The sequence below is a fragment of the Pseudomonas sp. Ant30-3 genome (assembly GCF_000690905.1).
Lineage (GTDB): Bacteria > Pseudomonadota > Gammaproteobacteria > Pseudomonadales > Pseudomonadaceae > Aquipseudomonas.
Window position 1 is genome coordinate 1 of record NZ_JMCL01000104.1, and the last position, 25321, is coordinate 25321.

General features: G+C 58.3%; 20 protein-coding genes and 2 pseudogenes. 16 read left to right on the plus strand and 6 right to left on the minus strand.

All coding sequences use genetic code 11. The annotated features are described in order from the left end of the window. Positions 1-466: Cys-tRNA(Pro) deacylase (gene ybaK, locus DU29_RS0123140; protein WP_028623850.1), on the minus strand; the 466-nt coding region annotated here is incomplete at its 3' end. A 369-nt stretch (positions 467-835) separates the two neighbouring features. On the opposite strand from ybaK, the gene DU29_RS0123145 reads away from it, so the two are divergent. From DU29_RS0123145 to DU29_RS0123195, 11 genes are all read left to right on the plus strand, one after another. Beyond that, positions 836-1687 carry an MIP/aquaporin family protein gene (locus tag DU29_RS0123145; protein ID WP_028623851.1) on the plus strand — a complete coding sequence of 284 codons (852 nt, stop codon included), beginning with the start codon at positions 836-838 and terminating at the stop codon, positions 1685-1687. A 73-nt stretch (positions 1688-1760) separates the two neighbouring features. Next, entirely contained in the window at positions 1761-3263 is a 1503-nt protein-coding gene (gene glpK, locus DU29_RS0123150) for a glycerol kinase GlpK (protein ID WP_028623852.1), read from the plus strand. 95 nt (positions 3264-3358) lie between these two features. Then, positions 3359-4114 (plus strand): DeoR/GlpR family transcriptional regulator, encoded by a 756-nt coding sequence (locus DU29_RS0123155; RefSeq protein ID WP_028623853.1) that lies wholly within the window; start codon positions 3359-3361, stop codon positions 4112-4114. 294 nt (positions 4115-4408) lie between these two features. Further along, positions 4409-5947, plus strand: a complete 1539-nt coding sequence (glpD, locus tag DU29_RS0123160; protein ID WP_028623854.1) for a glycerol-3-phosphate dehydrogenase — start codon at positions 4409-4411, stop codon at positions 5945-5947. 346 nt (positions 5948-6293) lie between these two features. After that, positions 6294-7208: a glutamate/aspartate ABC transporter substrate-binding protein gene (locus DU29_RS0123165; protein ID WP_028623855.1), complete on the plus strand. Its 915-nt coding sequence runs from the start codon at positions 6294-6296 to the stop codon at positions 7206-7208. Positions 7209-7401: 193 nt separating this feature from the next. Then, positions 7402-8148, plus strand: a complete 747-nt coding sequence (locus DU29_RS0123170; protein WP_028623856.1) for an amino acid ABC transporter permease — start codon at positions 7402-7404, stop codon at positions 8146-8148. Then, on the plus strand, positions 8148-8819 hold the full coding sequence (locus tag DU29_RS0123175) for an amino acid ABC transporter permease (RefSeq protein WP_028623857.1): 672 nt from the start codon (positions 8148-8150) through the stop codon (positions 8817-8819). The genes DU29_RS0123170 and DU29_RS0123175 overlap by 1 nt, the downstream gene beginning before the upstream one ends. Further along, complete coding sequence (locus DU29_RS0123180) at positions 8816-9550, plus strand: amino acid ABC transporter ATP-binding protein (RefSeq protein ID WP_028623858.1); 735 nt, start codon at positions 8816-8818, stop codon at positions 9548-9550. Before DU29_RS0123175 ends, DU29_RS0123180 begins: the two co-directional genes overlap by 4 nt. 221 nt (positions 9551-9771) lie before the next feature. Then, positions 9772-11673 carry a sensor histidine kinase gene (locus DU29_RS0123185; protein ID WP_028623859.1) on the plus strand — a complete coding sequence of 634 codons (1902 nt, stop codon included), beginning with the start codon at positions 9772-9774 and terminating at the stop codon, positions 11671-11673. Next, complete coding sequence (locus DU29_RS0123190) at positions 11670-12998, plus strand: sigma-54-dependent transcriptional regulator (protein ID WP_028623860.1); 1329 nt, start codon at positions 11670-11672, stop codon at positions 12996-12998. The genes DU29_RS0123185 and DU29_RS0123190 overlap by 4 nt, the downstream gene beginning before the upstream one ends. 8 nt (positions 12999-13006) lie before the next feature. Further along, complete coding sequence (locus DU29_RS0123195; RefSeq protein ID WP_177326981.1) at positions 13007-13336, plus strand: GlpM family protein; 330 nt, start codon at positions 13007-13009, stop codon at positions 13334-13336. A 24-nt stretch (positions 13337-13360) separates the two neighbouring features. Here DU29_RS0123195 and DU29_RS0123200 read toward each other — a convergent pair whose 3' ends face one another. Both DU29_RS0123200 and DU29_RS0123205 read right to left on the minus strand, forming a co-directional pair. Continuing rightward, positions 13361-14395 carry an alpha/beta fold hydrolase gene (locus DU29_RS0123200; protein WP_028623862.1) on the minus strand — a complete coding sequence of 345 codons (1035 nt, stop codon included), beginning with the start codon at positions 14393-14395 and terminating at the stop codon, positions 13361-13363. A gap of 145 nt (positions 14396-14540) precedes the next feature. Next, a pseudogene (locus DU29_RS0123205) lies at positions 14541-15223 on the minus strand (5-methyltetrahydropteroyltriglutamate--homocysteine S-methyltransferase); the annotation flags it as partial. Positions 15224-15367: 144 nt separating this feature from the next. Here DU29_RS0123205 and metR point away from each other — a divergent pair. After that, positions 15368-16285, plus strand: coding sequence for a transcriptional regulator MetR (gene metR / locus DU29_RS0123210; protein ID WP_028623864.1), 918 nt, complete (start codon positions 15368-15370; stop codon positions 16283-16285). A 55-nt stretch (positions 16286-16340) separates the two neighbouring features. Here metR and DU29_RS0123215 read toward each other — a convergent pair whose 3' ends face one another. Together DU29_RS0123215 and DU29_RS0123220 are read right to left on the minus strand one after the other, a co-directional pair. Beyond that, positions 16341-16838 carry a GNAT family N-acetyltransferase gene (locus tag DU29_RS0123215; RefSeq protein WP_028623865.1) on the minus strand — a complete coding sequence of 166 codons (498 nt, stop codon included), beginning with the start codon at positions 16836-16838 and terminating at the stop codon, positions 16341-16343. Positions 16839-16840: 2 nt separating this feature from the next. After that, on the minus strand, positions 16841-17479 hold the full coding sequence (locus DU29_RS0123220) for a LysE family translocator (RefSeq protein ID WP_028623866.1): 639 nt from the start codon (positions 17477-17479) through the stop codon (positions 16841-16843). Positions 17480-17766: 287 nt separating this feature from the next. Here DU29_RS0123220 and DU29_RS0123225 point away from each other — a divergent pair, with 287 nt between their 5' ends. The 4 genes and pseudogenes from DU29_RS0123225 (at position 17767) to DU29_RS0123240 (ending at position 23884) form a co-directional block, all read left to right on the plus strand. Continuing rightward, complete coding sequence (locus tag DU29_RS0123225; RefSeq protein ID WP_028623867.1) at positions 17767-19641, plus strand: putative bifunctional diguanylate cyclase/phosphodiesterase; 1875 nt, start codon at positions 17767-17769, stop codon at positions 19639-19641. A gap of 44 nt (positions 19642-19685) precedes the next feature. Next, the gene (locus DU29_RS0123230; protein WP_028623868.1) at positions 19686-20645 is read left to right on the plus strand and encodes a cytochrome c peroxidase; all 960 of its coding nucleotides are present in this window, start codon (positions 19686-19688) and stop codon (positions 20643-20645) included. After that, a pseudogene (locus DU29_RS01000000130345) lies at positions 20642-22458 on the plus strand (DAHL domain-containing protein). Before DU29_RS0123230 ends, DU29_RS01000000130345 begins: the two are co-directional and overlap by 4 nt. A gap of 301 nt (positions 22459-22759) precedes the next feature. Next, on the plus strand, positions 22760-23884 hold the full coding sequence (locus tag DU29_RS0123240) for an OpgC family protein (RefSeq protein ID WP_028623869.1): 1125 nt from the start codon (positions 22760-22762) through the stop codon (positions 23882-23884). A gap of 275 nt (positions 23885-24159) precedes the next feature. On the opposite strand, the gene DU29_RS0123245 is transcribed toward DU29_RS0123240, so the two are convergent. Beyond that, on the minus strand, positions 24160-25266 hold the full coding sequence (locus DU29_RS0123245; protein ID WP_028623870.1) for an NADH:flavin oxidoreductase/NADH oxidase: 1107 nt from the start codon (positions 25264-25266) through the stop codon (positions 24160-24162). Positions 25267-25321: the final 55 nt, after the last annotated feature.

Consider the following 25321-nt stretch of genomic DNA (forward strand, 5'->3'; position numbering starts at 1 on the left):
CGCGGCCAATGTCGGCGAACTTCGCCTGGGTGTGTTCGGCCAGCACCGCCGGTGCCAGTTCGACTTCCAGTCCGCGCCGCCCGGCACTGACAAAAATGCTGACGAAGGGCTGAGCCGAATTGTCGATGAACGTACGCAGACGCTTCTTTTGCCCCAACGGGCTGATGCCTCCGAGCAGATAACCGGTCGAGCGTTGCGCTGCGGCGGGGTCAGCCATTTCGACCTTTTTGACGCCTGCGGCATGCGCGAGGCCTTTCAAGTCCAGGGTTCCGACGACCGGCACCACGGCAACCAGCAATTCGCCTTTCTCGCTGGCTGCCAGCAACGTCTTGAACACTTGAGCCGGGTCCAGCCCCAGTTTTTCCGCAGCCTCCAGACCATATGAAGCCGCCTTCGGGTCATGTTCGTAACTGTGCACGCGATGTTCGGCTCGAACTTTTTTCAACAAATCCAATGCGGGGGTCATGACAGCTCCAGACTGATCGGAGGTGAAAAATCCTGCGCTGAATTCTAGGCCAACATTCAGCGAAAGGCTCGAAATGACTGCATTTCAAAGAGTTGCCGGGCTGCTGGACCGTTCGTCAGTGAATGGTCGAGCCGTAAAACAAAACGATCATTCATGTGACTAATAGCTTCAATGTGACTGGCAGTTCACTTTCGACCTTTGACAGTAGCGTTTCTTGTCTATATTTTTTCGAATCTGAATACCGTACAAATGTACCAATGCTTTGAGATTGCAGCAGGCCGAGAACAGGATGGGGATCCTCTCTCGGTGAAAATCGCGCTTTGGCCTTAACGAAAGAAGCGCCAGACAACAAAAACAATGAGGTTTTCCATGACAACTGCTTTACGACAACCGTCACTCTCCAGCCAATGCATGGCCGAGTTTCTGGGCACTGCGTTGCTGATCTTTTTTGGTACCGGTTGCGTTGCCGCGCTCAAGGTCGCGGGTGCGAGCTTCGGTCTGTGGGAAATCAGCATCATCTGGGGGGTCGGCGTCAGCATGGCGATCTACCTGACTGCCGGGGTATCAGGGGCTCACCTCAACCCAGCGGTCAGCATCGCCTTGTGCATTTTTGCCGATTTCGAAAAACGCAAACTGCCTTTTTATATCCTGGCGCAGATCGCCGGCGCCTTCTGCGGCGCATTGCTGGTCTACACGCTGTACAGCAATCTATTCTTCGATTACGAACAAACTCACCAAATGGTTCGCGGCACTCAAGCCAGCCTCGAACTGGCATCGGTTTTCTCCACGTTCCCGAACCCGGCTCTGTCGACTGCACAGGCTTTCCTGGTCGAGATGATCATCACTGCCATCCTGATGGGCGTGATCATGTCCCTGACTGACGACAACAATGGCCTGCCTAATGGCCCAATGGCGCCGTTGCTGATCGGGTTGCTGATTGCGGTGATTGGCAGTTCGATGGGCCCTCTGACCGGTTTCGCGATGAATCCGGCCCGAGACTTCGGCCCCAAGCTCATGACTTTCTTGTCTGGCTGGGGTGAAATTTCCTTCACCGGCGGCCGTGATATTCCGTATTTCCTGATTCCGATTTTTGCACCGATTGTCGGTGCCTGCCTTGGCGCTGCCGCGTATCGCGGGCTCATAGCCCGTCATTTGCCCAGCGCCGAACCTGCTACAAAGGACGCAGCACCGGCCATTGACGGCAAACCAAGAACTTCTTGATACCGTAGGCGCGTGATCCTGCCCTCGTGATCCCGCGCCCGACCTCTCCTTTATTTCGTGCAAGGCAATCGACATGACCGACATTCAGAATAAGAACTACATCATTGCCCTTGATCAGGGCACGACCAGCTCGCGCGCGATCATTTTCGATCGCGATGCGAACGTGGTCTGCACCGCACAGCGCGAATTCGTTCAGCATTACCCACAGGCGGGTTGGGTCGAGCATGACCCGATGGAAATCTTCGCCACGCAAAGCGCGGTAATGGTCGAAGCGTTGGCGCAGGCCGGCTTGCATCACGATCAGGTCGCGGCCATCGGCATCACTAACCAGCGCGAAACCACCGTCGTCTGGGACAAAACCACCGGTCGCCCGATCTACAACGCCATCGTCTGGCAGTGCCGCCGCAGCACCGAAATCTGCCAGCAGCTCAAACGCGATGGTCACGAGCAATACATCAGTGAAACCACCGGACTGGTCACCGACCCGTACTTCTCCGGCACCAAGCTCAAGTGGATCCTCGACAACGTCGAGGGCAGTCGCGAACGCGCGCGCAACGGCGAACTGCTGTTCGGCACCGTCGACAGCTGGCTGATCTGGAAATTTACCGGCGGCAAAGTACACGTCACTGATTACACCAACGCCTCGCGCACCATGCTCTTCAACATTCATTCGCTGGAGTGGGACGCGAAGATGCTGGAGGTGCTGGATATTCCGCGCGAGATGTTGCCGGAAGTTAAATCCTCGTCGGAAATCTACGGCCACACTAAAAGCGGCATCGCTATCGGCGGTATTGCTGGCGACCAACAGGCGGCTCTGTTCGGTCAGATGTGTGTCGAGCCCGGTCAGGCGAAAAACACCTACGGCACCGGCTGCTTCCTGTTGATGAACACGGGCGACAAAGCCGTGAAGTCCAACCACGGCATGCTCACCACCATCGCTTGCGGTCCACGCGGCGAAGTGGCTTACGCGCTGGAAGGCGCTGTGTTCAATGGCGGCTCGACCGTTCAATGGCTGCGCGATGAGCTGAAAATCATCGCCGATGCCCATGACACCGAATACTTCGCCAGCAAGGTCAAGGACAGCAATGGCGTGTACCTGGTGCCGGCCTTCACCGGTCTGGGCGCTCCGTATTGGGACCCCTATGCCCGTGGCGCGCTGTTCGGCCTGACTCGCGGCGTGCGCGTGGATCACATCATTCGTGCCGCGCTGGAGTCGATTGCCTACCAGACCCGCGACGTACTTGACGCCATGCAACAGGATTCCGGCGAACGCCTGAAGGCGCTGCGCGTTGACGGCGGCGCTGTAGCGAACAACTTCCTGATGCAATTCCAGGCGGACATCCTCGGCACTCAAGTCGAGCGGCCGAAAATGCGCGAAACCACAGCCCTTGGCGCGGCGTACCTTGCAGGCCTGGCGTGCGGTTTCTGGGGCAGCCTGGATGAACTGCGCAACAAAGCGGTAATTGAGCGCGAATTCGAACCGACTCTGGACGAAGGCGAAAAGGAAAAGCTTTATAAAGGCTGGAAAAAAGCAGTCAGCCGTACCCGCGACTGGGCACGTGAAGACGCTGAATAAGCCACAAACCGGGATCGTAAAAGGTTGTAACTGGTCGGGAGCAGATTCCTGCGTCATCATGGGCAAATTTTGCACGGCAGCCCAAAGGACGCCCCATGAATCTGCCTCCCCGTCAGCAGCAAATCCTCGAACTGGTCCGCGAACGCGGCTATGTCAGCATTGAGGAAATGGCTACGCTGTTCGTTGTTACACCGCAAACCATCCGCCGCGACATCAATCAACTCGCGGAAGCCAATCTGTTGCGCCGCTATCACGGCGGCGCGGCCTACGATTCCAGTGTCGAAAACACCGCTTATGCAATGCGTGCCGATCAGATGCGCGATGAGAAGCAGCGTATCGGTGAAGCCATCGCCTCACAGATCCCCGATCACGCCTCGCTGTTCATCAATATCGGCACTACCACCGAATCGATTGCCCGGGCGTTGCTCAATCATAATCATCTGAAGATCATCACTAATAACCTGCACGTGGCCTCGATGCTCAGTGCCAAGGACGATTTCGACGTGCTGCTGACCGGTGGCAATGTGCGACGCGACGGTGGTGTGGTCGGTCAGGCAAGTGTCGATTTCATCAACCAGTTCAAAGTCGATTTTGCCCTTGTCGGCATCAGCGGCATTGATGAAGACGGTAGCCTGCTGGATTTTGATTATCAGGAAGTTCGTGTCTCGCAGGCGATCATTGCCAACGCGCGGCAAGTGATTCTGGCGGCGGATTCGAGCAAATTCGGACGCAATGCCATGATCCGCCTGGGGCCGATCAGTCTGATCGATTGCCTGGTAACCGATCAGCCGCCCTCCCCGGCGCTGGCGCAGTTGCTGACGCAGCACAAGATTCGTCTGGAAGTGGTTTAACTTACTGCCCTATTGTCTTCGTCTGCACCGACGCCATCGCGAGCAGGCTCACTCCCACAAGGATTGCGCTGGACCTGTGGGAGTGAGCCTGCTCGCGATGGCGATCTATCCGGCAACCTCGATATATCGCTCCTACGCATATAAATGTTCGGAAATTTTCCTTTAAGCGCTCTTCGATCAGTATTTTCAATCGAAGTAAGCTGGCTGTGCGCGTCTTTATGGGCTACCATTTTCGCAAATGAACATTAATGTTCGAATTCCAAACATAAAACCGATAAAGCCCGAGGCCAGCCGATGCCAACTTCTACCTTGCCTACGCCCCCTCTCGCAGAGGTCTACGACGTCGCCGTGATTGGTGGCGGGATTAATGGCGTGGGAATCGCAGCAGATGCAGCCGGCCGCGGCCTCTCGGTGTTCCTTTGCGAGAAGGACGATCTGGCCAGCCATACCTCGTCGGCCAGCAGCAAGCTGATCCACGGTGGCCTGCGCTATCTCGAACATTACGAATTCCGTCTGGTGCGTGAAGCGCTGGCTGAGCGCGAAGTGCTGCTGAAGAAGGCGCCGCACATCGTCAAGCAAATGCGCTTCGTGTTGCCGCATCGTCCGCATCTGCGTCCGGCCTGGATGATTCGCGCCGGCCTGTTCATGTACGACAACCTCGGCAAACGCGAGCAACTGCAAGGTTCGAAAAGCCTGAAGTTCGGTGCGGACAGCGCGCTGAAAAGCGAAATCACCAAGGGCTTTGAATACTCCGATTGCTGGGTCGATGACGCGCGTCTGGTGGTGCTCAACGCCATGGCCGCCCGCGAAAAAGGCGCGCACGTTCACACCCAGACCCGCTGCGTCAGCGCTCGTCGCACCAAGGGTTTGTGGCACCTGCACCTGGAACGCGCCGATGGCAGCCTGTTTTCGATTCGTGCCAAAGCGTTGGTGAATGCGGCGGGCCCTTGGGTCGCCAAGTTCATTCGGGACGACCTGAAGATGGAATCGCCGTATGGCATTCGTCTGATTCAGGGCAGCCACCTGATCGTGCCGAAACTTTACGAAGGTGAACACGCGCATATCCTGCAAAACGAAGATCAGCGCATCGTTTTCACCATTCCATACTTGAACCACTTCACACTGATCGGCACCACGGACCGCGAGTACACCGGCGACCCGGCGAAAGTGGCAATTACCGAAGGTGAAACCGATTACCTGCTGAAAGTGGTCAACGCCCACTTCAAAAAGCAGGTCAGCCGCGACGATATCCTGCACAGCTATTCCGGCGTTCGTCCGCTGTGCAATGACGAATCCGATAACCCTTCAGCCGTCACTCGCGATTACACCTTGGCACTCTCGGGCGCCGGCGAAGAGGCGCCGCTGCTGTCGGTGTTCGGTGGCAAGCTCACCACTTACCGTAAACTTGCCGAATCGGCGCTTGCGCAACTGGCTCCTTACTTCAAGCACATCCAGCCAAGCTGGACGGCGAGCGCGACGCTGCCTGGCGGTGAAGACATGACCACGCCGCAGGCACTGAGCTTGCGTATTCGTGACCAGTTTGACTGGATACCGAGCGAAATCTCGCGGCGCTGGGCCACCACCTATGGCAGCCGCACCTGGCGGATGCTCGAAGGCGTGCAGGATCTGAACGATCTGGGCGAACACATCGGCGGCGGTCTCTATACCCGCGAAGTGGATTATCTGTGCAGTGAAGAGTGGGCAACCACCGCCCATGACATTCTGTGGCGCCGCAGCAAGCTCGGCTTGTTCACCACCCCGGAAGAACAGCAGAAACTCGCGGATTACCTGAGCAAGGTTGAACAGAACCGCAGCAAGATCGAAGCGGCCTGATCGCTTAAGTCGGTTACAGCAAAGCCCCTGAATCTTACCCATCAGGGGCTTTTTGCATTTGTCGCCATTTTTGCCCAATTCGAGTCACCCGCTCATTCGGTTTTCCGAACGCGACTCATCGGTCGATTCGGTTAACCGGATTAGCTGGCTTCCGCAAACCTATCTTAAATATTTAATCTCCATAAAAATCAATCCCTTGACGTGTTCAGCCTGGCCTGGCACGAGTCATGCTCTACACTCTTAAGCGAAGGCCTGTCGTGCATCCTCCTGGGAGCCGGCAGACAATCGAAGCACAAAAGGGCCGATGAACTGGCTCCATAAAAAAAACAATGTCGAGGAAAATTTGATGCGCATCGTTCCCCATATCCTGGGCGCAGCCATTGCTGCCGCTCTGATTACCACTCCAGTTTTCGCTGCCGAACTCACCGGCACACTGAAGAAGATCAAAGAGTCCGGCACTATCACCCTCGGGCACCGTGACGCCTCCATTCCTTTTTCCTACATCGCGGACGCTTCCGGCAAGCCGGTTGGCTACTCCCACGATATTCAGCTGAAAATTGTCGAAGCCATCAAAAAAGACCTGGACATCCCTAATTTGCAGGTCAAATACAACCTGGTGACCTCGCAGACACGCATCCCGCTCGTGCAGAACGGCACCGTGGACCTTGAGTGCGGCTCCACCACCAACAACGTCGAACGTCAGCAACAAGTCGACTTCTCCGTTGGCATCTTCGAAATCGGCACCCGCCTGCTGTCGAAGAAAGACTCCCAGTACAAAAACTTCGCTGACTTGAAAGGCAAGAACGTCGTGACCACGGCGGGCACTACCTCCGAGCGCATCCTCAAGTCGATGAACGCTGACAAGCAGATGGGCATGAACGTAATTTCTGCCAAAGACCACGGCGAGTCCTTCCAGATGCTGGAATCGGGCCGTGCCGTCGCGTTCATGATGGACGACGCACTGCTGGCAGGCGAAGCGGCCAAGGCGAAGAAGGCCGCTGACTGGGAAGTGACCGGCGATCCGCAGTCCTACGAAATCTATGGCTGCATGGTCCGCAAGGGTGACGCACCGTTCAAGAAAGCTGTAGATGACGCGATCGTTGCCACCTACAAGTCTGGCGACATCAACAAGATCTACGAAAAATGGTTCATGCAACCGATCCCGCCAAAAAACCTGAACCTGAACTTCCCGATGAGCGACGAGCTCAAGGCCCTGATCGCCAATCCGACCGACAAAGCGGCTGACGACAAGAAATCCTGATTACTGACTAATGTTGTCTCCTGAGAGGGCAGCTGCCCTTTCAGGGGTTTGTCACTCCCTGCTGGCATTTTTGGAAACACTCGAACCGGTCGCTGTCGAGCCGCTCGTGTGTGTCTGACCGTCAAGGTCGGACGGGAACGGACTTCCCCAGGCGGGCACTTGTACATTGATCGTATCCGAGGGGAGACCCCTGATGAATTACAACTGGGACTGGAGCGTGTTCTTCAGGTCCACCGGTGTGGGCAGCGAGACGTATCTCGACTGGTACATCTCCGGTTTGGGCTGGACCATTGCCATCGCCATTGTGGCCTGGATCATTGCCCTCCTGCTGGGCTCGATTCTGGGCGTCATGCGCACCGTGCCTAACCGCTTCGTGGCAGGCATCGCAACCTGCTACGTCGAACTGTTTCGTAACGTACCCTTGCTGGTTCAACTGTTCGTCTGGTACTTCCTGGTACCCGACCTGCTGCCGCAAAACCTGCAGGACTGGTACAAGCAAGACCTCAATCCGACCACATCCGCTTACCTGAGCGTGGTCGTCTGCCTCGGTCTGTTCACCGCTGCCCGCGTCTGCGAGCAAGTGCGAACGGGGATCCAGGCGCTGCCTCGTGGTCAGGAATTCGCCGCTCGCGCGATGGGTTTCAAACTGCCACAGATCTACTCGAACGTGCTGCTGCCCCAGGCTTACCGGATCATTATTCCGCCGCTTACCTCCGAATTCCTGAACGTGTTCAAGAACTCCTCGGTTGCGTCGCTGATCGGCCTGATGGAGCTGCTCGCGCAGACCAAACAGACTGCCGAGTTCTCCGCCAACCTCTTTGAAGCCTTTACCCTGGCGACCCTGATCTACTTCACCCTGAACATGAGCCTGATGTTGCTGATGCGCATGGTCGAGAAGAAAGTCGCCGTACCGGGCCTGATCTCCGTTGGGGGTAAATGATGGAATTCGACTTCTCGGGCATCATCCCTTCCCTGCCGGGTTTGTGGAACGGTATGGTCATGACCCTTCAACTGATGGTGTTGGGCGTGGTCGGCGGGATCATCCTCGGTACGATCCTGGCCCTGATGCGTCTGTCCCACAGCAAGCTGCTGTCGAACATCGCGGGCGCCTACGTCAACTATTTCCGCTCGATTCCGCTGCTGCTGGTGATCACCTGGTTCTACCTGGCGGTGCCGTTCGTGCTGCGCTGGATCACCGGCGAAGACACCCCGATCGGCGCGTTCGCTTCGTGCATCGTGGCGTTCATGATGTTCGAAGCCGCGTACTTCTGCGAAATCGTCCGCGCCGGTGTGCAATCCATTCCCAAAGGCCAGATGGGTGCAGCCCAGGCGCTGGGGATGAATTACAGCCAGGTGATGCGTCTGATCATTCTGCCGCAGGCATTCCGCAAGATGACCCCACTGTTGCTGCAGCAGAGCATCATCCTGTTTCAGGACACCTCGCTGGTATACGCGGTCGGCCTGGTGGACTTCCTCAATGCTTCGCGGGCCAGTGGCGACATCATCGGCCGCTCCAATGAGTTCCTGATCTTCGCAGGTCTCGTGTACTTCATCATCAGCTTTGCCGCCTCGCAGCTGGTCAAGCGTCTGCAAAAAAGGTTCGCCGTATGATCTCTATCAAGAACGTCAACAAGTGGTATGGGGACTTCCAGGTACTGACTGATTGCAGCACCGAGGTCAAAAAAGGCGAAGTGATCGTGGTGTGCGGGCCGTCGGGTTCCGGCAAATCCACCCTGATCAAATGCGTCAATGCCTTGGAACCGTTCCAGAAAGGCGACGTGGTGGTTGATGGCACATCCATCGCCGACCCGAAGACCGACCTGCCGAAACTGCGCTCCCGGGTGGGCATGGTGTTCCAGCACTTCGAGCTGTTCCCGCACCTGACCATCACCGAAAACCTGACCATCGCGCAGATCAAGGTGCTGGGCCGCAGCAAGGAAGAAGCGACCAAGAAAGGCATGCAATTGCTCGAGCGCGTCGGCCTCTCCGCTCACGCCCACAAGCATCCGGGTCAGCTCTCCGGTGGTCAGCAACAGCGTGTGGCCATTGCCCGTGCGCTGGCGATGGACCCGATCGTCATGCTGTTCGACGAACCGACTTCGGCGCTCGATCCGGAAATGGTCAACGAAGTGCTCGACGTGATGGTGCAACTGGCCCACGAAGGCATGACCATGATGTGCGTGACCCACGAAATGGGCTTCGCTCGCAAAGTGGCCGACCGGGTGATTTTCATGGACCAGGGCAAGATCATCGAAGACTGCCAGAAAGAGGAATTCTTCGGCGACATCAGCGCCCGCTCCGAACGTGCGCAGCATTTCCTCGAGAAAATTCTGCAGCACTAAGAGGTACACCGCTCCCCACACGGGGAGCGGGCATTGTGGTGAGGGGATTTATCCCCGTTCGGCTGCGAAGCAGTCTAAACCGTACACTTGGTCCACCTTTGAAACTCTGGGGCCGCTTCGCAGCCCAACGGGGATAATCCCCTCACCACAACAGCCCGCTCCCACAATGGGATTGGTAGAGGCTTCGTATTTTGTGTTGTGGTTGACCCAAGGCATCTGTGATGAAATGCGACCCCACTCTTTATCGCGCCGCGCCGCCATCACTCGCCGTGAAACCCCGTCTGATCCGTCATTTGTTCCTGCCGCCGCTGGTCATCGCCCTGATGATCGGATTGGGCTATGTCGGCTATTGGGTCAGTGAACATTATGGAATTCGCAGTCTCAGCGAAAACGGCCAGCGACAGCTCGAACTGCACGCCCGCGCCGTGGAAAGCGAAATCAGCAAATACACTTACCTGCCCAGCCTGCTGGAACTCGAATCCAGTGTTTCCGACTTGTTGGCCGAGCCTTCTGCGGCGAACCGGCAAACGGTCAATGAATACCTCGAAGGCCTCAATCGACGCAGCCGGAGCCGGGCCATCTACGTGATGGACACCACCGGTCGTGTCATGGCCAGCAGCAACTGGCGTGACTTCGACAGCTACCTTGGAGAAGACCTGTCCTTTCGCGCTTATTTTCAGGACGCCGTGCGCGGTCAGCCGGGACGCTTCTATGGCATCGGCAGCACCAATGGCGAGCCGGGTTACTACCTGGCCCACGGCCTCGAGGAACAAGGCAAAATCATCGGCGTGGCCGTGGTCAAAGTGCGCCTCGAAGCCATGGAAGAACGCTGGCAGCGAGCGCGCCTGGAAGCCTTCGTCAGTGACGAAAACGGCATCATCATTCTCTCCAGCGATCCGGCGCGACGCCTCAAGTCAGTCATACCGCTGAGCGAAGAAACCAAGGAAAAACTGGCGCGAAGCCTGCAGTACTACTGGTTTCCACTGAACGAATTGCAACCGCTCGCCCGGGAGAAACTTGCCGAAGGGGTGGAGAAACTGACCTTCCCCGCCAACAGTGAGGTGGAATCCGAGGCGGAAGACATCAGCTACCTCTCGCAAACCCGCCCGCTGAGCGACACCCCATGGAATTTCACTCTGCTCACGCCGTTGCAGGATTTGCGCCGTGAGGCGATCAATCAGGGCATTCTGGTGGCGGTCGCGTTTGCCTTGGTGGCCTTCCTGCTGATCGCCTGGAATGAACGCCGCAAGGTCATCGCCACCCGCCTCGCCGCGCGGGAAGCCTTGCAGGAAGCCAACAATCAACTGGAGCGTCGGATTACCGAACGCACCACCGATCTGCGCGCCAGCAACGATCGGCTCAAGAGCCAGATCCGCGAGCGGCGGCAGGCTGAAGAGACCTTGCGCCGCGCTCAGGATGAACTGGTGCAGGCCGGAAAACTGGCGGCCATCGGTCAAATGTCCACCAGCATCGCCCATGAACTGAACCAGCCGCTCGCCGCGCTGCGGACGTTGTCCGGCAACACCGTGCGTTTTCTCGAGCGCGGTCAGCTGGACGTCGCCAGTACCAACCTTAAAACCATCAACGAATTGATCGACCGCATGGGCCGGATTACCGCCAGCCTGCGCTCCTTTGCCCGTCGCGGCGACGACAAAGGTCAGGCGAGCCTCGCTAAAGCCGTTGAGGCGGCATTGCAATTGCTGGGCAGTCGTATTGAAAGCGCGAACTTGCAAGTGCTTCGCGATTTCGCCGACGTCCAGGTGCAGATCGACCAGACCCGGCTGGAACAGATTCTGGTCAACCTGATTGGAAACGCGCTGGACGCCATGCAGGCGCAGCCGTCGCCGGCGTTATGGCTGGAAGGCGAAACACTCGATGACAAATATCGCCTGCGCGTGCGCGACAACGGCCATGGCATTGATGCCGAAGCGCGCAAGCATTTGTTCGAACCGTTTTTCACGACAAAACCCGGCGAACAGGGTCTGGGCCTCGGCCTGACACTTTCCGCCAGCCTCGCCGCTGCCACGGGTGGACATCTGGGTGTCGAGCATCCGTCCAGCGGCGGTACCACCTTCGTTCTCAGTTTACCGTTGGTAAGCCTTTCTCCCGCCGAGCCAATATGAACAAAGACCTAAGTGTATTGATCGTCGAAGACGATCCCCATGTGCTGCTCGGTTGCCAGCAGGCCTTGACCCTCGAAGACATTCCCTGCGTGGGCGTCGGCAGTGCCGAAGAAGCGCTCGAACGCGTTGGGGATAACTTTGCCGGCATCGTCATCAGCGACATTCGCCTGCCGGGCATTGATGGCCTGGAACTGCTGACCCGTCTCAAGGCCCGCGACCGCAGTCTGCCGGTGGTGCTGATCACCGGCCACGGTGACATTTCCATGGCCGTCGGAGCCATGCAAAAAGGCGCCTACGATTTCATGGAAAAACCGTTCTCCCCGGAACGCCTGGTCGACGTCGCCCGCCGCGCGCTGGAGCAGCGCAGTCTGGCGCGGGAAGTCTCGTCGCTGCGGCGACAACTGGCCGAGCGCGACTCCCTCGAAGGGCGAATCATTGGCCGCTCGCCCGCTATGCAAAACCTGCGCGAACTGATCGCCAACGTCGCCGACACCTCGGCCAATGTGTTGATCGAAGGCGAGACCGGCACTGGTAAAGAGCTGGTCGCGCGTTGTCTGCACGATTTCAGTCGGCGCCACACCAAACAGTTTGTCGCACTCAACTGCGGCGGTTTGCCAGAGAATCTCTTCGAAAGTGAAATTTTCGGGCACGAGGCCAATGCCTTCACCGGCGCGGGCAAACGGCGGATCGGCAAGATCGAACACGCCGACGGTGGCACGCTGTTTCTTGATGAAGTGGAAAGCATGCCGCTGCCGCTGCAGATCAAATTGCTGCGGGTCCTGCAGGAACGCACCCTCGAACGCCTCGGCTCGAACCAGAGCGTCGCCGTGGATTGCCGGGTAATCGCCGCGACCAAATCCGACCTGGATGAATCGAGCAAGGCCGGCGAATTTCGCAGTGACCTGTATTACCGCCTCAACGTGGTAACCCTCGAACTGCCGCCGTTGCGTGAACGTCGCGAAGACATCCTGCAACTGTTCGAACATTTCCTGCAGCAGTCATCGCTGCGTTTCGACCGTGCAGTGCCGGAGCTGGACAACCAGACCCTGTCGAACCTGATGAGCCACGACTGGCCGGGCAACGTGCGCGAACTGCGCAACGTCGCCGAACGCTTCGCCCTCGGCCTGCCAGCCTTCAAGAAGACTGGTCCGAGCGGCAGCAATCAAGGCTTGGCGTTTGCCGAAGCGGTCGAAGCATTTGAGCGCAATCTGCTCAGCGATGCCTTGCAGCGCAGTGGCGGCAACCTGACTCAAGCCAGCCAGGAACTGGGCATGGCCAAAACCACGCTATTCGACAAAGTGAAGAAATACGGGTTGAGCCACTGATGGACCTGATGTTCAAAGCGCTCCTCGGCGCCGGGGTGGTATTGATCCTCGCCGCACTGGCCAAAACCAGAAACTATTACATTGCCGGGCTGGTGCCGTTGTTTCCGACGTTTGCGTTAATCGCTCACTACATTGTCGGCAAGGGACGTTCGCTGGAGGACCTCAAAGCCACCATCGTGTTTGGCATGTGGTCGATCATTCCGTATTTCATTTACCTGGCGACGTTGTACGTGATGGTTGACCGGATGCGCCTGGAGGCTTCGTTGGCGGTAGCGGCCGTGGCGTGGCTGATGGCGGCCACGGCGCTGGTCTCGGTCTGGGTGCGAATCCACGGCTGAATCAATCAGCTGTGGAGGGCGACGCTACAACAGGTTGGGAATCGGCGCGGGATCGACTTGCGCCCAATGCGACGTGTCTTCGCGGTGCGCCTGCAAGTACGGCAACACAGCCGCGAGCAGTGGCACCTTGAACGCCTCCTGAAAGCGATGGGCCAACCCCGGGATCAATTTCAACTGACTGCCCCGGATGTGCGCCGCCAGATGAACGCCATGCATCACCGGTAACAAAGGGTCCGCCGTGCCATGCACGACAAGGGTCGGCACGCGTAACTGATTGAGCAGCGCCACCCTGCTCCGCTCCGCAAGAATCGCCATGATCTGGCGCTTTACGCCCTCAGGGTTGAATGCCCGGTCATAGGATTGCGCCGCTTGCTCCAGCAACGCCTGTCGGTCATCGTTGATCGTCGGGCTGCCCAGTGCCGCAAGCAAATCCGCCTGTTGCTCAAGGGCCACCTCGCGATTCGGTGCACTGCGGCGCGAGAGCAATTGCACCAATGCCGCCGTCGGCGCCGGCAGTCCTTCGGCACCGGAGGTGGTCATGATCAGCGTCAGGGTCTCGACCCGTTCTGGCGCCATGGCGGCCATGTGCTGGGCGATCATGCCGCCCATGCTTGCGCCCAGCACGTGAAATTGCTCGACGTGCAGCGCGTCCATCAAACCGAAGGCATCACCGGCCATATCGGTCAGCGTGTAAGGCGCCGCGACGGGCAAGCCGAGTTTGTAGCGCAGCACTTCGAAGGTCAGGTTGGCGTCCACCGGTGAGGTCCGCCAAGTGGACAGGCCGACATCGCGATTGTCGTAACGAATCACCCGGAAGCCTTGCTGACAGAGGGCGACCACCACCTCGTCCGGCCAGTGAATCAACTGTCCGCCCAGGCCCATCACCAGCAATAGCGCCGGGTCCGACGCACGGCCGATGCTCTGGTACGCCAGGCTGACCTGCGCCAGATCGACCCGCTCGGTGGGAACATCGACATCACATCGCGAAGCCGCAAAGGACGGCAAGCCGAAAAATAACGCGGCCAAAAATATGGCCCTTGATAAAAACAAAGCACGCATGAAAAAACACCGAAACACAGAACCCCAGTAGAGCGCGAGTCTGATGAATTTTGTTCAAGCGCGCTGCCACAGTTACGTGACAGTTTGATGAAGAGTGCTGAGCGGTCGTATTGCGGCTGGCTAGGCAACTGCCGCGCCGCCTGATCAGTTCCGGGTCGAGATTGTGTTCGCGAAAGAGGTCTGCCGGCTGTGCAGCAGCGAACAGGAACTGCTGACCCACAGGTTGTCGCCGAAGCGTTCCTGCGCCGGTTGCAGTTGCGCCAGCGCCTGCTCCAGTTCGCAGCGCCAGGCGTTGGCAGCGCTGACCAGGCCCACCGACAGAATTTTGTAAGTCGGCAGGCGATCCAGCACCTGACCAAGTTGATCCGGCGCGCGCACTGCGTCGATGTGCAAGCCTTGCACAGGTAGGCTGACTGCCAGGCCGAGGTTGCCTCCCAGACCACTTAAGTGAGTGGCCACAAGTTTTTTCAACGGCGAGTATTGAAGGATGTGATAAGCACGCTCGAACGCGTTCTTCCAGGCCTGCGGCAAGTCGAGGGTCAGAATCGGTTCGTCGATCTGGACCCATTCCACACCTTGCCCGGCAAGGCGCACAAGAATTTCGTTGTAAGCCGGCAGCAACCGCTCCAGCAGGTCGAGCTTGTCGAAGTCCTTGCCATCGCCCTTGCCACCGGGGTTGACCTTGCCCTGCCAAAGGTAAGTTAGCGGGCCGATGATCACCGGTTTGACCTGACCGAGTGCCCGGGCTTCACAGACTTCATCGAACAGCTGCTCCCAGCTCAGTTTGAACGACTGTTCAGCGCTGAAGTCCGGAACCTGATGGTGGAAACCAAGTGTGTGTGCCAAGACCATAATGAAATTGCGCTCCATAAAAGATGCTGTAAACCATGGCGCCATTGTCGACAGCTAAAGCAACATGAGACAAACTCAACCTTTTCGTGTTGATCACAAATTTTCCTCATGGAGCCGCCGGTGCTTGAAATCCGTCACCTGAAAACCCTGCATGCCTTGCGCGAAGCCGACAGCCTGGTCGATGCGGCTGATCGCCTGCACCTGACACAATCGGCACTGTCGCACCAGTTCAAGGAACTTGAAGAGCGCATGGGCATGCCCTTGTTCGTGCGCAAGACCAAACCGGTGCGGTTCACCAGCGCCGGTTTGCGCCTGCTGCAACTGGCCGACGCGACGCTGCCGTTGCTGCGCGGCGCCGAGCGCGACATTGCGCGGCTGGCGGGCGGCACCGCAGGGCGTCTACACATGGCGATCGAATGCCACAGCTGTTTTCAGTGGTTGATGCCGACCATCGACCAGTTCCGCGATGCCTGGCCGGAAGTCGAACTTGACCTGGCGTCAGGTTTTGCTTTCGCACCGCTGCCAGCCCTGGCCCGCGGCGATCTGGATTTGGTGGTGACGTCCGATCCTCTGGAGCTGGCGGGCATCACTTATGTGCCGCTGTTCACCTATGAAGCGATGCTCGCGGTGGCCAATCAGCACCGCTTGGCGAGCAAGGCTTATATCGTCCCGGAGGACCTGCTCAGCGAAACCCTGATCACCTACCCGGTGGAGCGCGATCGGCTGGATATCTTCACTCGTTTCCTTGAGCCGGCCGATATCGAACCGGCGCAGGTGCGCACCTCGGAACTGACGGTGATGATGATGCAACTGGTCGCCAGCGGACGCGGCGTGTGCGGCATGCCGCATTGGGCGCTGCATGAATACAGCTCACGGGGTTACGTGAAAGCCAAGCGGTTGGGTGAGAAAGGTCTGTTTGCGACGCTGTATGCGGGGATTCGCGCGGACATGCTGGATGCGCCGTACATGCGTGATTTTTTGCTGACAGCGAAGGACACCTCGTTCTCGACGCTCGACGGGGTCAGTGCAGTTCGTTGATCACGCCACGCTCCCTGTGGCGAGGGGACTTGGCGAAACGATCACCGGGGAAGTTTCAGAGCTCGCGCCACATGTGGATCTTGTCGAAATAATCCTCGCCCACCCGCACAGCCATCGGCTCCAGTCCGAACTGAACAAAACCGCAGCGCTGGTACAGCTTGAACGCTGCGTCGTTGCCGGCCGTGACGGTCAACTGGATCAGCCTCAGCTTGGGATGGTTTTTCGCTTCAGCCAATGCTGCCCGCACCAGTTGAGCACCCAGCCCACGTTGACGGGCTCTGGCCGACACGTACATGCCGAACAGGGTCACCTTGTGCCAGGCTTTTTCTCGAGGTTCGAACGCAAGGCCGACGATGCCGGCCAGGCCCGCCTCGTCGAATGCACCGAGCACCACATCCAGCTTGCCGGTGAGGCGCGATTCCCACCAACTTAGCGGCGTCACCGCGCGCTCGCGGACACTGGAAGTAAACGCCTGGGGATGCAGGTCATAGGCTTCGAGCATCAGCGCCCGATAATCCAGCGCATGGCTGACATCCAATCGCTCGATCCACATCGTCATGCCGTCCTGCGTTGCTCGAGCATCAGCCGCACCGCCAGCGCCGCCAGCACGAACCCCATCAAATAGCGCTGCACCGCCAGCCACGTCGGGTTACTGACGAACCATGAGGCAATACCTGCCGCAAACAGCGCGATCAGCAGGTTGACGCTGAAACTGACGCTGATCTGGGTCAGCCCCAGCACAATGCTTTGGGCGAACAACGAGCCATGCTCCGGCGTGATGAACTGCGGAAACACCGAGAGATAAAAAACCGCGATCTTCGGGTTTAACGCACTGGTGAGAAAACCCATGGTGATCAGTTTTCGCGAGGAGTCCGGTGGCAATTGCCGGGCTTCAAACGGCGAACGGGCGCCCGGTCTGACCGCCTGCCACGCCAGCCACAACAAGTACAAGGCACCGGCCCACTTGAGGACTTCGTAGGCCATCGGTACCGCCAGAAACACTGCGGTCAAACCGGCGGCTGCCGTGAACATGTGCACAAAAAAACCCGCGACCACGCCCAGCAGCGAGGTCACCCCGGCCCTGCGGCCCTGACAGATCGAACGGGAGATCAGATAGATCATGTTCGGCCCCGGCGTGAGCACCATGATCAGTGCGGCGGCGGCGAAGATCAGCAGATCTTGAAGCGGAATCATGGCGAGTCCCTTTGACATGAATGGGTAGATGGTCGCGCTTGGCGAACCTCGATCAAACGGCAGGATGAGGTTTGTGTCAATGGCGCCAGCGTGACATCACCGGGGCAACGGAAAGGAGATTCCAAGGCTCCGGAAATGATTCGTCTCAGTCAGCTACGCGAAGTCGAAGCCGGGCGACTATGCTCCATTGACTCGGATCCACAATCTCCCCTTCGCCAGGTGATCAGGGAAAGGATGCCCCGTATGAATGTTTCACACCCACTCCCTGCCATTGCAGGCAGATGTTGATGAGCAGGCCGCTGGCCCGGGCCAATCGGCGCATCCTGATCGTCGACGACGCGCCCTCCATCCATCAGGATTTTCGCAAAATCCTCGGCCCTGTACCGGACGGCGAGCAATCTCTGGCAGACACCGAAGCAGCTCTGTTCGGCACCTTGCAGCCACAACGGCCGACCTTTGAACTGGATTCCGCCTATCAGGGCCAAGAAGCCCTGCAGCTGGTAAAACGTGCGCTGGCAGAGGGCCGCCCCTATTCGCTGGTGTTTACCGACATGCGCATGCCGCCGGGCTGGGACGGTCTGGAGACGATCGAACAGCTGTGGAAAGTCGATCCGCACCTGCAAATTGCGTTGTGCACGGCGTATTCCGACTACAGCTGGGAAGCCATGGCCGATCGACTGGAGTTCGGCGACCAGTTGCTGGTGTTGAAAAAGCCCTTCGACAGCCTGGAAATCCGCCAGATGGCCAGCGCCCTCACCTGGAAATGGCAGATGGCTCAGGACGCGGCCAGCAAGATGCTCAGCCTGGAGCAGACCATCGAGGCTCGGGTTCACGAGCTGCTCAAGGTCTCCCATCTCCTGCAGTTCGATGTTCTCACCGAGTTGCCCAACAGCACCTTGCTTGGCGACCGCCTGAATCAATCGCTGGCACTGTCGCGTCGGCATGACAAGCAACTGGCGGTGATGTTTCTCGGGCTCGACCGTTTCAAGCGCATCAACAATGCCCTCGGTCATCCGGCCGGTGATGAAATGCTGAAACGGGTCGGGCAAAACCTGGTGGCGACCGTGCGCGGGTCCGATTCGGTGTTTCGTTACGGCTCGGACGAGTTTGTGCTGATCCTCTCTGACATCCGCCATCCGCAACAAACCAAAGGCATTGCCGAAAAGCTGCTCAAGTCCATCCGCCGTCCGCAGCACATTGCCGGCCACGATTTAAGCGTCACTGCTTGCCTGGGCATCAGCATTTACCCGGACGATGGTGTGGACGCCATCGATCTGATCAAGAAAGCCGAAACCGCAATGCGCAACGTCAAGGAAAGCGGCCCGAACGATTTCAGCTTCTTCATCGAAGAAATGAACCAGCGTGCCCGGGACCAGCAAAGCATCGAAACCGGCATTAGGCTGGCGCTGGAACGCAACGAATTTGTCCTGCATTACCAGCCGAAACTGGGCCTCAGCAGTGGCCAGGTGGTGGGTGCCGAGGCGCTGATCCGCTGGCAGAAACCGGGGCAGGGTTATATCTACCCTTCGGATTTTATCGGGGTTGCCGAAGACAGCGGCCTGATCGTCCCCCTCAGCCGGTGGGTGTTGGTCCAGGCCTGTCGACAAACGTGTGCCTGGCGTAAGGCCGGTCTGCCAAAGATCTGCATGTCGGTAAACATCTCGGCGATCGACTTTCGCCAACGCGACTTCGTTGAAAGTATCGAGCAGATCCTCCAGCAAACCGGTATGGACCCGACCTGCCTGGAGCTGGAGATTACCGAAGGCGTACTGATGCAAAACGTCGAAGCCACGGTCAATACGTTGAACCGGATCAAAGCGTTAGGGGTTCGCCTGGCCATCGACGATTTCGGCACCGGCTACTCCAGCCTCAGTTACCTGCGTCGCTTCCCGATCGATGTGTTGAAAATCGATCAGTCATTCATCCGTGGCTTGAGCAGCGACAGCAATGACGCGGCGCTGGTCAGCGCGATTATCAGCCTGGGCCGCAGCCTCAACCTGACCATCATTGCCGAAGGTGTGGAAACGCTCGAACAACTGGAATTTCTCAAGGCCCGCCAATGTGAGGAAGTGCAGGGTTATTACTTCAGCAAACCGGTGGAACCGGATGCCTTCGTGCAATACCTGAAATCGGTGAAGACCGCTTCCTCTGCCCCTCTGTGAACGGTGCCCAACGGCAGGCGTGCGTTCAACCAAGGAATCACATGATATCGCCGTCCCTGCTCTGCCTGATTCTGATGCTGCTGTCTGGGCTCGGCCTGAACGCCCAGGCCGGGATGCTCAACGAACCGATCAAACCGTTACCGGCCGTACCGCAGCTCAATCCATTACAGGTCGAACTGGGGCGCCAGCTGTTCAACGAACCACGGCTATCCGCCAACAGCAAGCTGTCTTGTGCCAATTGCCATCAACTGAACAAAGGCGGGGCTGATACCGTAGCCTTTTCAGTGGGCGTCCTGGGCCTGCCGGTTTCGGTGAACACCCCCAGCATTTTCAACGCTGCGCTGAACTTCAGCCACTTCTGGGACGGGCGTAGCATGACGCTGCGCGCCCAGGTACACGAAGCCGTGCAGAGCCCGGGCGAAATGAGCGGCAACTGGAGGGACGTGGTGCAGATGCTGGGCGCCGATGCCAACTACCGGGCGTCATTCGAGAAGGCGTATCCGGACGGGGTGACTGAAAGCAACGTAAATAACGCGCTCGCTACTTACGAACGGACGCTGATCAGTAGCAATTCGCGTTTCGACCAGTACCTGCGAGGCGATACCGGGATCCTCAGCCAGGAGGAAAAATATGGCTACCAGCGTTTCAAAAGCAACGGCTGCATAGCCTGCCATCAAGGGGTGAACATCGGCGGCAACATGCTGCAGAAATTCGGCGTGATGGGCGACTACTTCAAGGCTCGCGGCAATCCCACCCCGATTGACCTGGGACGCTATCAAGTCACCAAGGACGACATGGACCGCAACGTGTTCAAGGTGCCTAGCCTGCGCAACGTTGCCGTGACCGCGCCGTACTTTCATGACGGCTCGGCAGAAACCCTCGAAGAAGCGGTAGAGGTCATGTTCAGGTACCAGCTGGGGCGCATTCCTTCTGCCGAAGACAAGACGCTGATCATCAAGTTTCTCAAGACCCTGACCGGTGAGTGGGAGGGCAAACCGTTATGAAGATGTCCCGCGGGCGCAGCCTGATACTGCTCAGTGTCGTTGCTGTTCTACTGGCATCGACCCTGCTTTTCTTGTACCTCAAATCAAACTCCAACCAGACATCCACCTACGCAGAGTCGCGAGACCTCATCGGCCGGATCAAACAGCTGAACGCGCATTGGGAGTTACAGATTCTCAAAGCCAGGGTCGCTACCGATCCCAATTACGATCTTCTGGTGATACCGCTGGCCGAGATGAGCGAGTTGTGGGAACGCTTCGACACCATGAAATCGAATCACGGCCGTAACGTCTCGCCAGTCTGGCGCGCCAGTCATGCGGGCTACAGCGATGCACTCGCGGAAAAAATCCGACTGGTCGAGCAGTTCAAATCCCACAATGCACTGCTGCGCAACTCACTGGCCTTTCTGCCGGCGGCTGAAGACGCTATTCAAGAGCAACTCGCTCAACTCGTCGATGGCGACAAACTGCAACTGCAGAACTTCGCCACCGATACTTACGATCTGCTGCTCAGCAGCCTCGAGTTTGCCCAGGTCACTTCCGACGAAAAAGCCGCCGACATTTTAGTCGGCCTGAACAAGCTGGCCGTGAACAAGCTGCGTCTGCCCGAGCAGTTTCACAGCCCCATCGAGATTCTCAGCAACCACATCGGGCTGATCCTGCGCGAGCAGCCGGTGGTCAACGATCTGCTCCAACGTATTGAAGCGATTCCTGTGGCTGAACGCCTGGATGAGATCACCCACTTGCTGAATGCGGATCAGCAGCAGGCTGATGCGGTCGACCAGCGCTACCACTTCCTCATGCTGTTATTTTCGGTGCTGCTGGTGCTGTTGCTGGTGTACCTGGCGATTCACCTGATGCGCAGTTTCACGGTGATTCATCGGGTCAACAACGACCTGCAAACCGCCAATGACGAACTGGAGGTACGGGTCGAAGAACGCACGCGTGAACTCCAGGACACACAAAGCGAACTGCTCGACACAGCGCGCCTGGCCGGCATGGCAGAGATCGCGACGAATGTGTTGCACAACGTCGGCAATGTACTCAACAGCGTGAACATCTCGGCGGATCAGGTCAGTCGCAAACTGCGCGGCAGCAAAGCCTTGGGGCTGGGTAAAGCCATGCAACTGATCAACGAACATCCAGATGATCTCGGCACTTTCCTGACCCGACCCGCGACGAGAAAGGCAAGTTAGTGGTCAATTACCTCAATCAACTGGTCGATGCGATTGCTCAGGAGCAGCACGACATGGCTGAGGAGCTGGCGCAGTTGAGTAAAAGCGTCGATCACATCAAGGACATCGTTTCCACCCAGCAATCCTACGCTGGTGCCAACAGCCCGATGGAGCCGCTGAACATCAGCGAATTGCTGGAAGATGCCCTGCGCATGAATGCCGGCGCGCTGACCCGGCATCAGGTCGTCGTGGTCAGAGATTACAGCGAAGTGCCGTCGGTCATGGGCGACAAGCACCGCCTGCTGCTGATTTTGATTAACCTGATCAGCAACGCCAAATACGCGATGTCCGACCTCAAAAAGCGACCGCGCGAAATGACGCTGAGTGTCAGAATCATCGATGAGACGACCCTGCAGATCAGCGTCAAGGACGATGGCGAAGGCATCGCTGCGGAGAACATGACGCGCATTTTTGCCCACGGGTTCACGACCCGCAAAGAAGGCCATGGTTTCGGATTGCACAGCTGCGCCTTGGCCGCGATCGAGATGAATGGGCAACTCAGCGCCCACAGCGACGGACCGGGCAAGGGTGCCAGGTTTACCCTGCAAATTCCCCTGACGCCTGTGCCGCTTGAGGAGTGACTGCGGATATCAAGTGGCTTCCTGAAAATCCATTTCCGGCGGTTGGCGCCGGAACCCACCGGTCCACTCCGCGAGCCATTGCGGATGTACAGCCTGACCCCGCCTGCGGGCCGTAATCGAGACATTCAGTAATAGCCGTTTTTTTGCAATTCTCTGCAATTCGCGCCACCCTGCGCGCCGCCTTGCACCTGTGGCGAGGGGGCTTGCCCCCGTTCGGCGGCGAAACCGTCGTACAACCTGCTTGCGCGATATGCCTGAACCAACGACTCATTACTCAATACCCGTTCACGAGACCGTAGCCATGACGTCTGAACGCGATCACCGAATCGACTTTTTTCGAGGCCTGGCGCTGATCTTCATTTTCTGGGATCACGTGCCGCAAAACCCGCTGGGGCAAATTACCCCGCGCAATTTCGGCTTCAGCGATGCCGCCGAGATCTTCGTATTTCTCGCCGGTTATGCAGCCGTTCTGGCGTACGGAAAAATCCTTCAGCGCGACGGTTATCTGATCGCCTGCGTGAAAATTCTACGCCGTGCCTGGGTGCTCTATGTAGTACACATTTTCCTGTTGGCGATGCTGATGGGCATTGTGTTCTTCGCCAACAGCCACGTGGAGACCCGCGACCTGGTCGAGGAGATGGGGCTGCAACACTTCATCAGCAATCCTCAACAGGCGCTGACGGACGAGTTGCTGCTGCGCTTTAAACCGAACCTGATGGACCCGCTGCCGCTGTATATCGTGCTGCTGGCGGGCCTGCCGCTGGTGTTGCCGTTGATGATGCGTAGCGCTTGGGCGGTCGTTGGGGCATCGCTGACGGTGTATTTGCTCGCGCCTGCGTTCGGCTGGAACCTTGCGGCGATCAAGGACGGCGTCTGGTACTTCAACCCGGTGACGTGGCAGTTGCTGTTTGTGCTGGGCGGATTTGCGGCGATTCAGGGGCAGCGCCCACGCGTGCCGGAGACGCGGCCCGTGTGGCGTCAGCCGCTGTTTAGGGTGGCGGCACTGTACGCGTTGGTGACCGGGATCATTACGCTGCTGTGGCGCTGGCCGGACGTTCACGACGCGTTGATGCCAGCAAGTCTGAGTAGTGTGTTGTACCCGATCAGCAAGACCGATCTGTCACCGGTGCGGTTGCTGCACTTTTTAGCCATCGCTTATGTCACTGCAAAGCTGTTGCCGAACGGGGGCTGGACGCAGAACTGGGCGGCACAGCAGAGTTGTCGAATGGGGCGCTACTCGCTAGAGATTTTTTGCCTGGGTGTGCTGTTGGCGCCGTTGGCGGATATGGTCAATGCGATGGCTGACGATGCTGTCGTCATGCAAATCACGACGGCGTTTTTGGGGGTCGGGTTGATGGCGTTGCTCGGGGCGTGGCTGGATTTCACCAAGCGTCTGAATCGCCCGCTTACCGCCATTCCGGCGTAAATAGGGCAGATATTGGGTCCGTTCCTCCTCACGCAGCCTCGGCGCACTGTGGCTTTGAGGATCGTTCCTACGCTCCGCGTGGGAATGCCGCCAGGGACGCTCAGCGTTCCAGAATGGACGCAAAACTGCAGCCATGCATGAGTGTGACGCAGAGCGTCACGGGATGCATTCCCACGCGGAGCATGGGAACGATCGGTGAGCGGCGATCGACACCAAGCCCCACAAAAAAAGCCCCAGTCACCAAAAACCAGGGCTCACCTCAGAACCAGCTCAACTCAATCCCGCAAATCCGACTCATGAATCGGCTGATCCCGATGCGTCGCCCGCTGATACTGCGCTGGCCAGATTGCCTTGCGGCCACCCAGATCATCATCCGCATGCAACGCCCAATACGGATCCCGCAGCAACTCCCGCGCCAGGAAAATAATGTCCGCCTGACAGGTTCGCAAAATATGCTCAGCCTGCGCCGGCTCGGTAATCATCCCCACCGTGCCGGTGGCCATGCCCGATTCTTTGCGCACGCGCTCGGCAAACCGCGTCTGATAACCCGGCCCCGTAGGAATCTCCGCGTTGGCCGCAGTGCCGCCTGAAGAAACGTCGATCAGGTCCACGCCCAAATCCTTGAGCCGTCGCGCGAGTTCAACGGTTTCATCCGGATTCCAACCATCCTCTACCCAATCGGTAGCCGACACCCGCACGAACAGCGGCAACTCCTCAGGCCATACCGCACGCACCGCTTCGGTCACCTGCAGCACCAGACGAATACGATTTTCAAACGATCCGCCATACTGATCGCGTCGCTGATTGCTCAGCGGTGAAAGAAATTGATGCAGCAGATAACCATGCGCCGCATGAATTTCCACCACTTTGAAACCCGCCGTCAGTGCCCTCTTCGCCGAGTCGACAAAAGCCTGGATAACCTCGGCAATCGCGCCCTCGTCGAGTGGCTTGGGCTGAGTGTGTTGCGGGTCGAAGGCAATCGGCGAAGGGCCGACCGGGGTCCAGCCGCCGTCGTCCGGTTTGACGCTGCCATGCTTGCCCAGCCATGGCCGAAAAGTGCTGGCCTTACGCCCGGCGTGCGCCAGTTGAATACCAGCCACAGCCCCTTGAGCCGCGATGAAGCGAGTGATGCGTTGCAGGGGTTCGATCTGTTCGTCGTTCCACAGGCCGAGGTCCTCGGCCGTGATACGGCCGTCGGCAGTGATCGCCGTGGCTTCGGTGAAAATGAGCCCGGCGCCGCCGACAGCGCGACTGCCGAGGTGGACCAGGTGCCAGTCATTGGCCAGACCATCAACGCTCGAGTACTGGCACATGGGCGAGACCGCGATGCGGTTGAGCAGGGTCAATTGGCGAAGTGTGTAGGGTTCAAGCAGCAGACTCATGGGGCACCTCTCAAATCAGTGGGCAGGCTCCAGGGTTCTGTTTGAAAAGTCGACG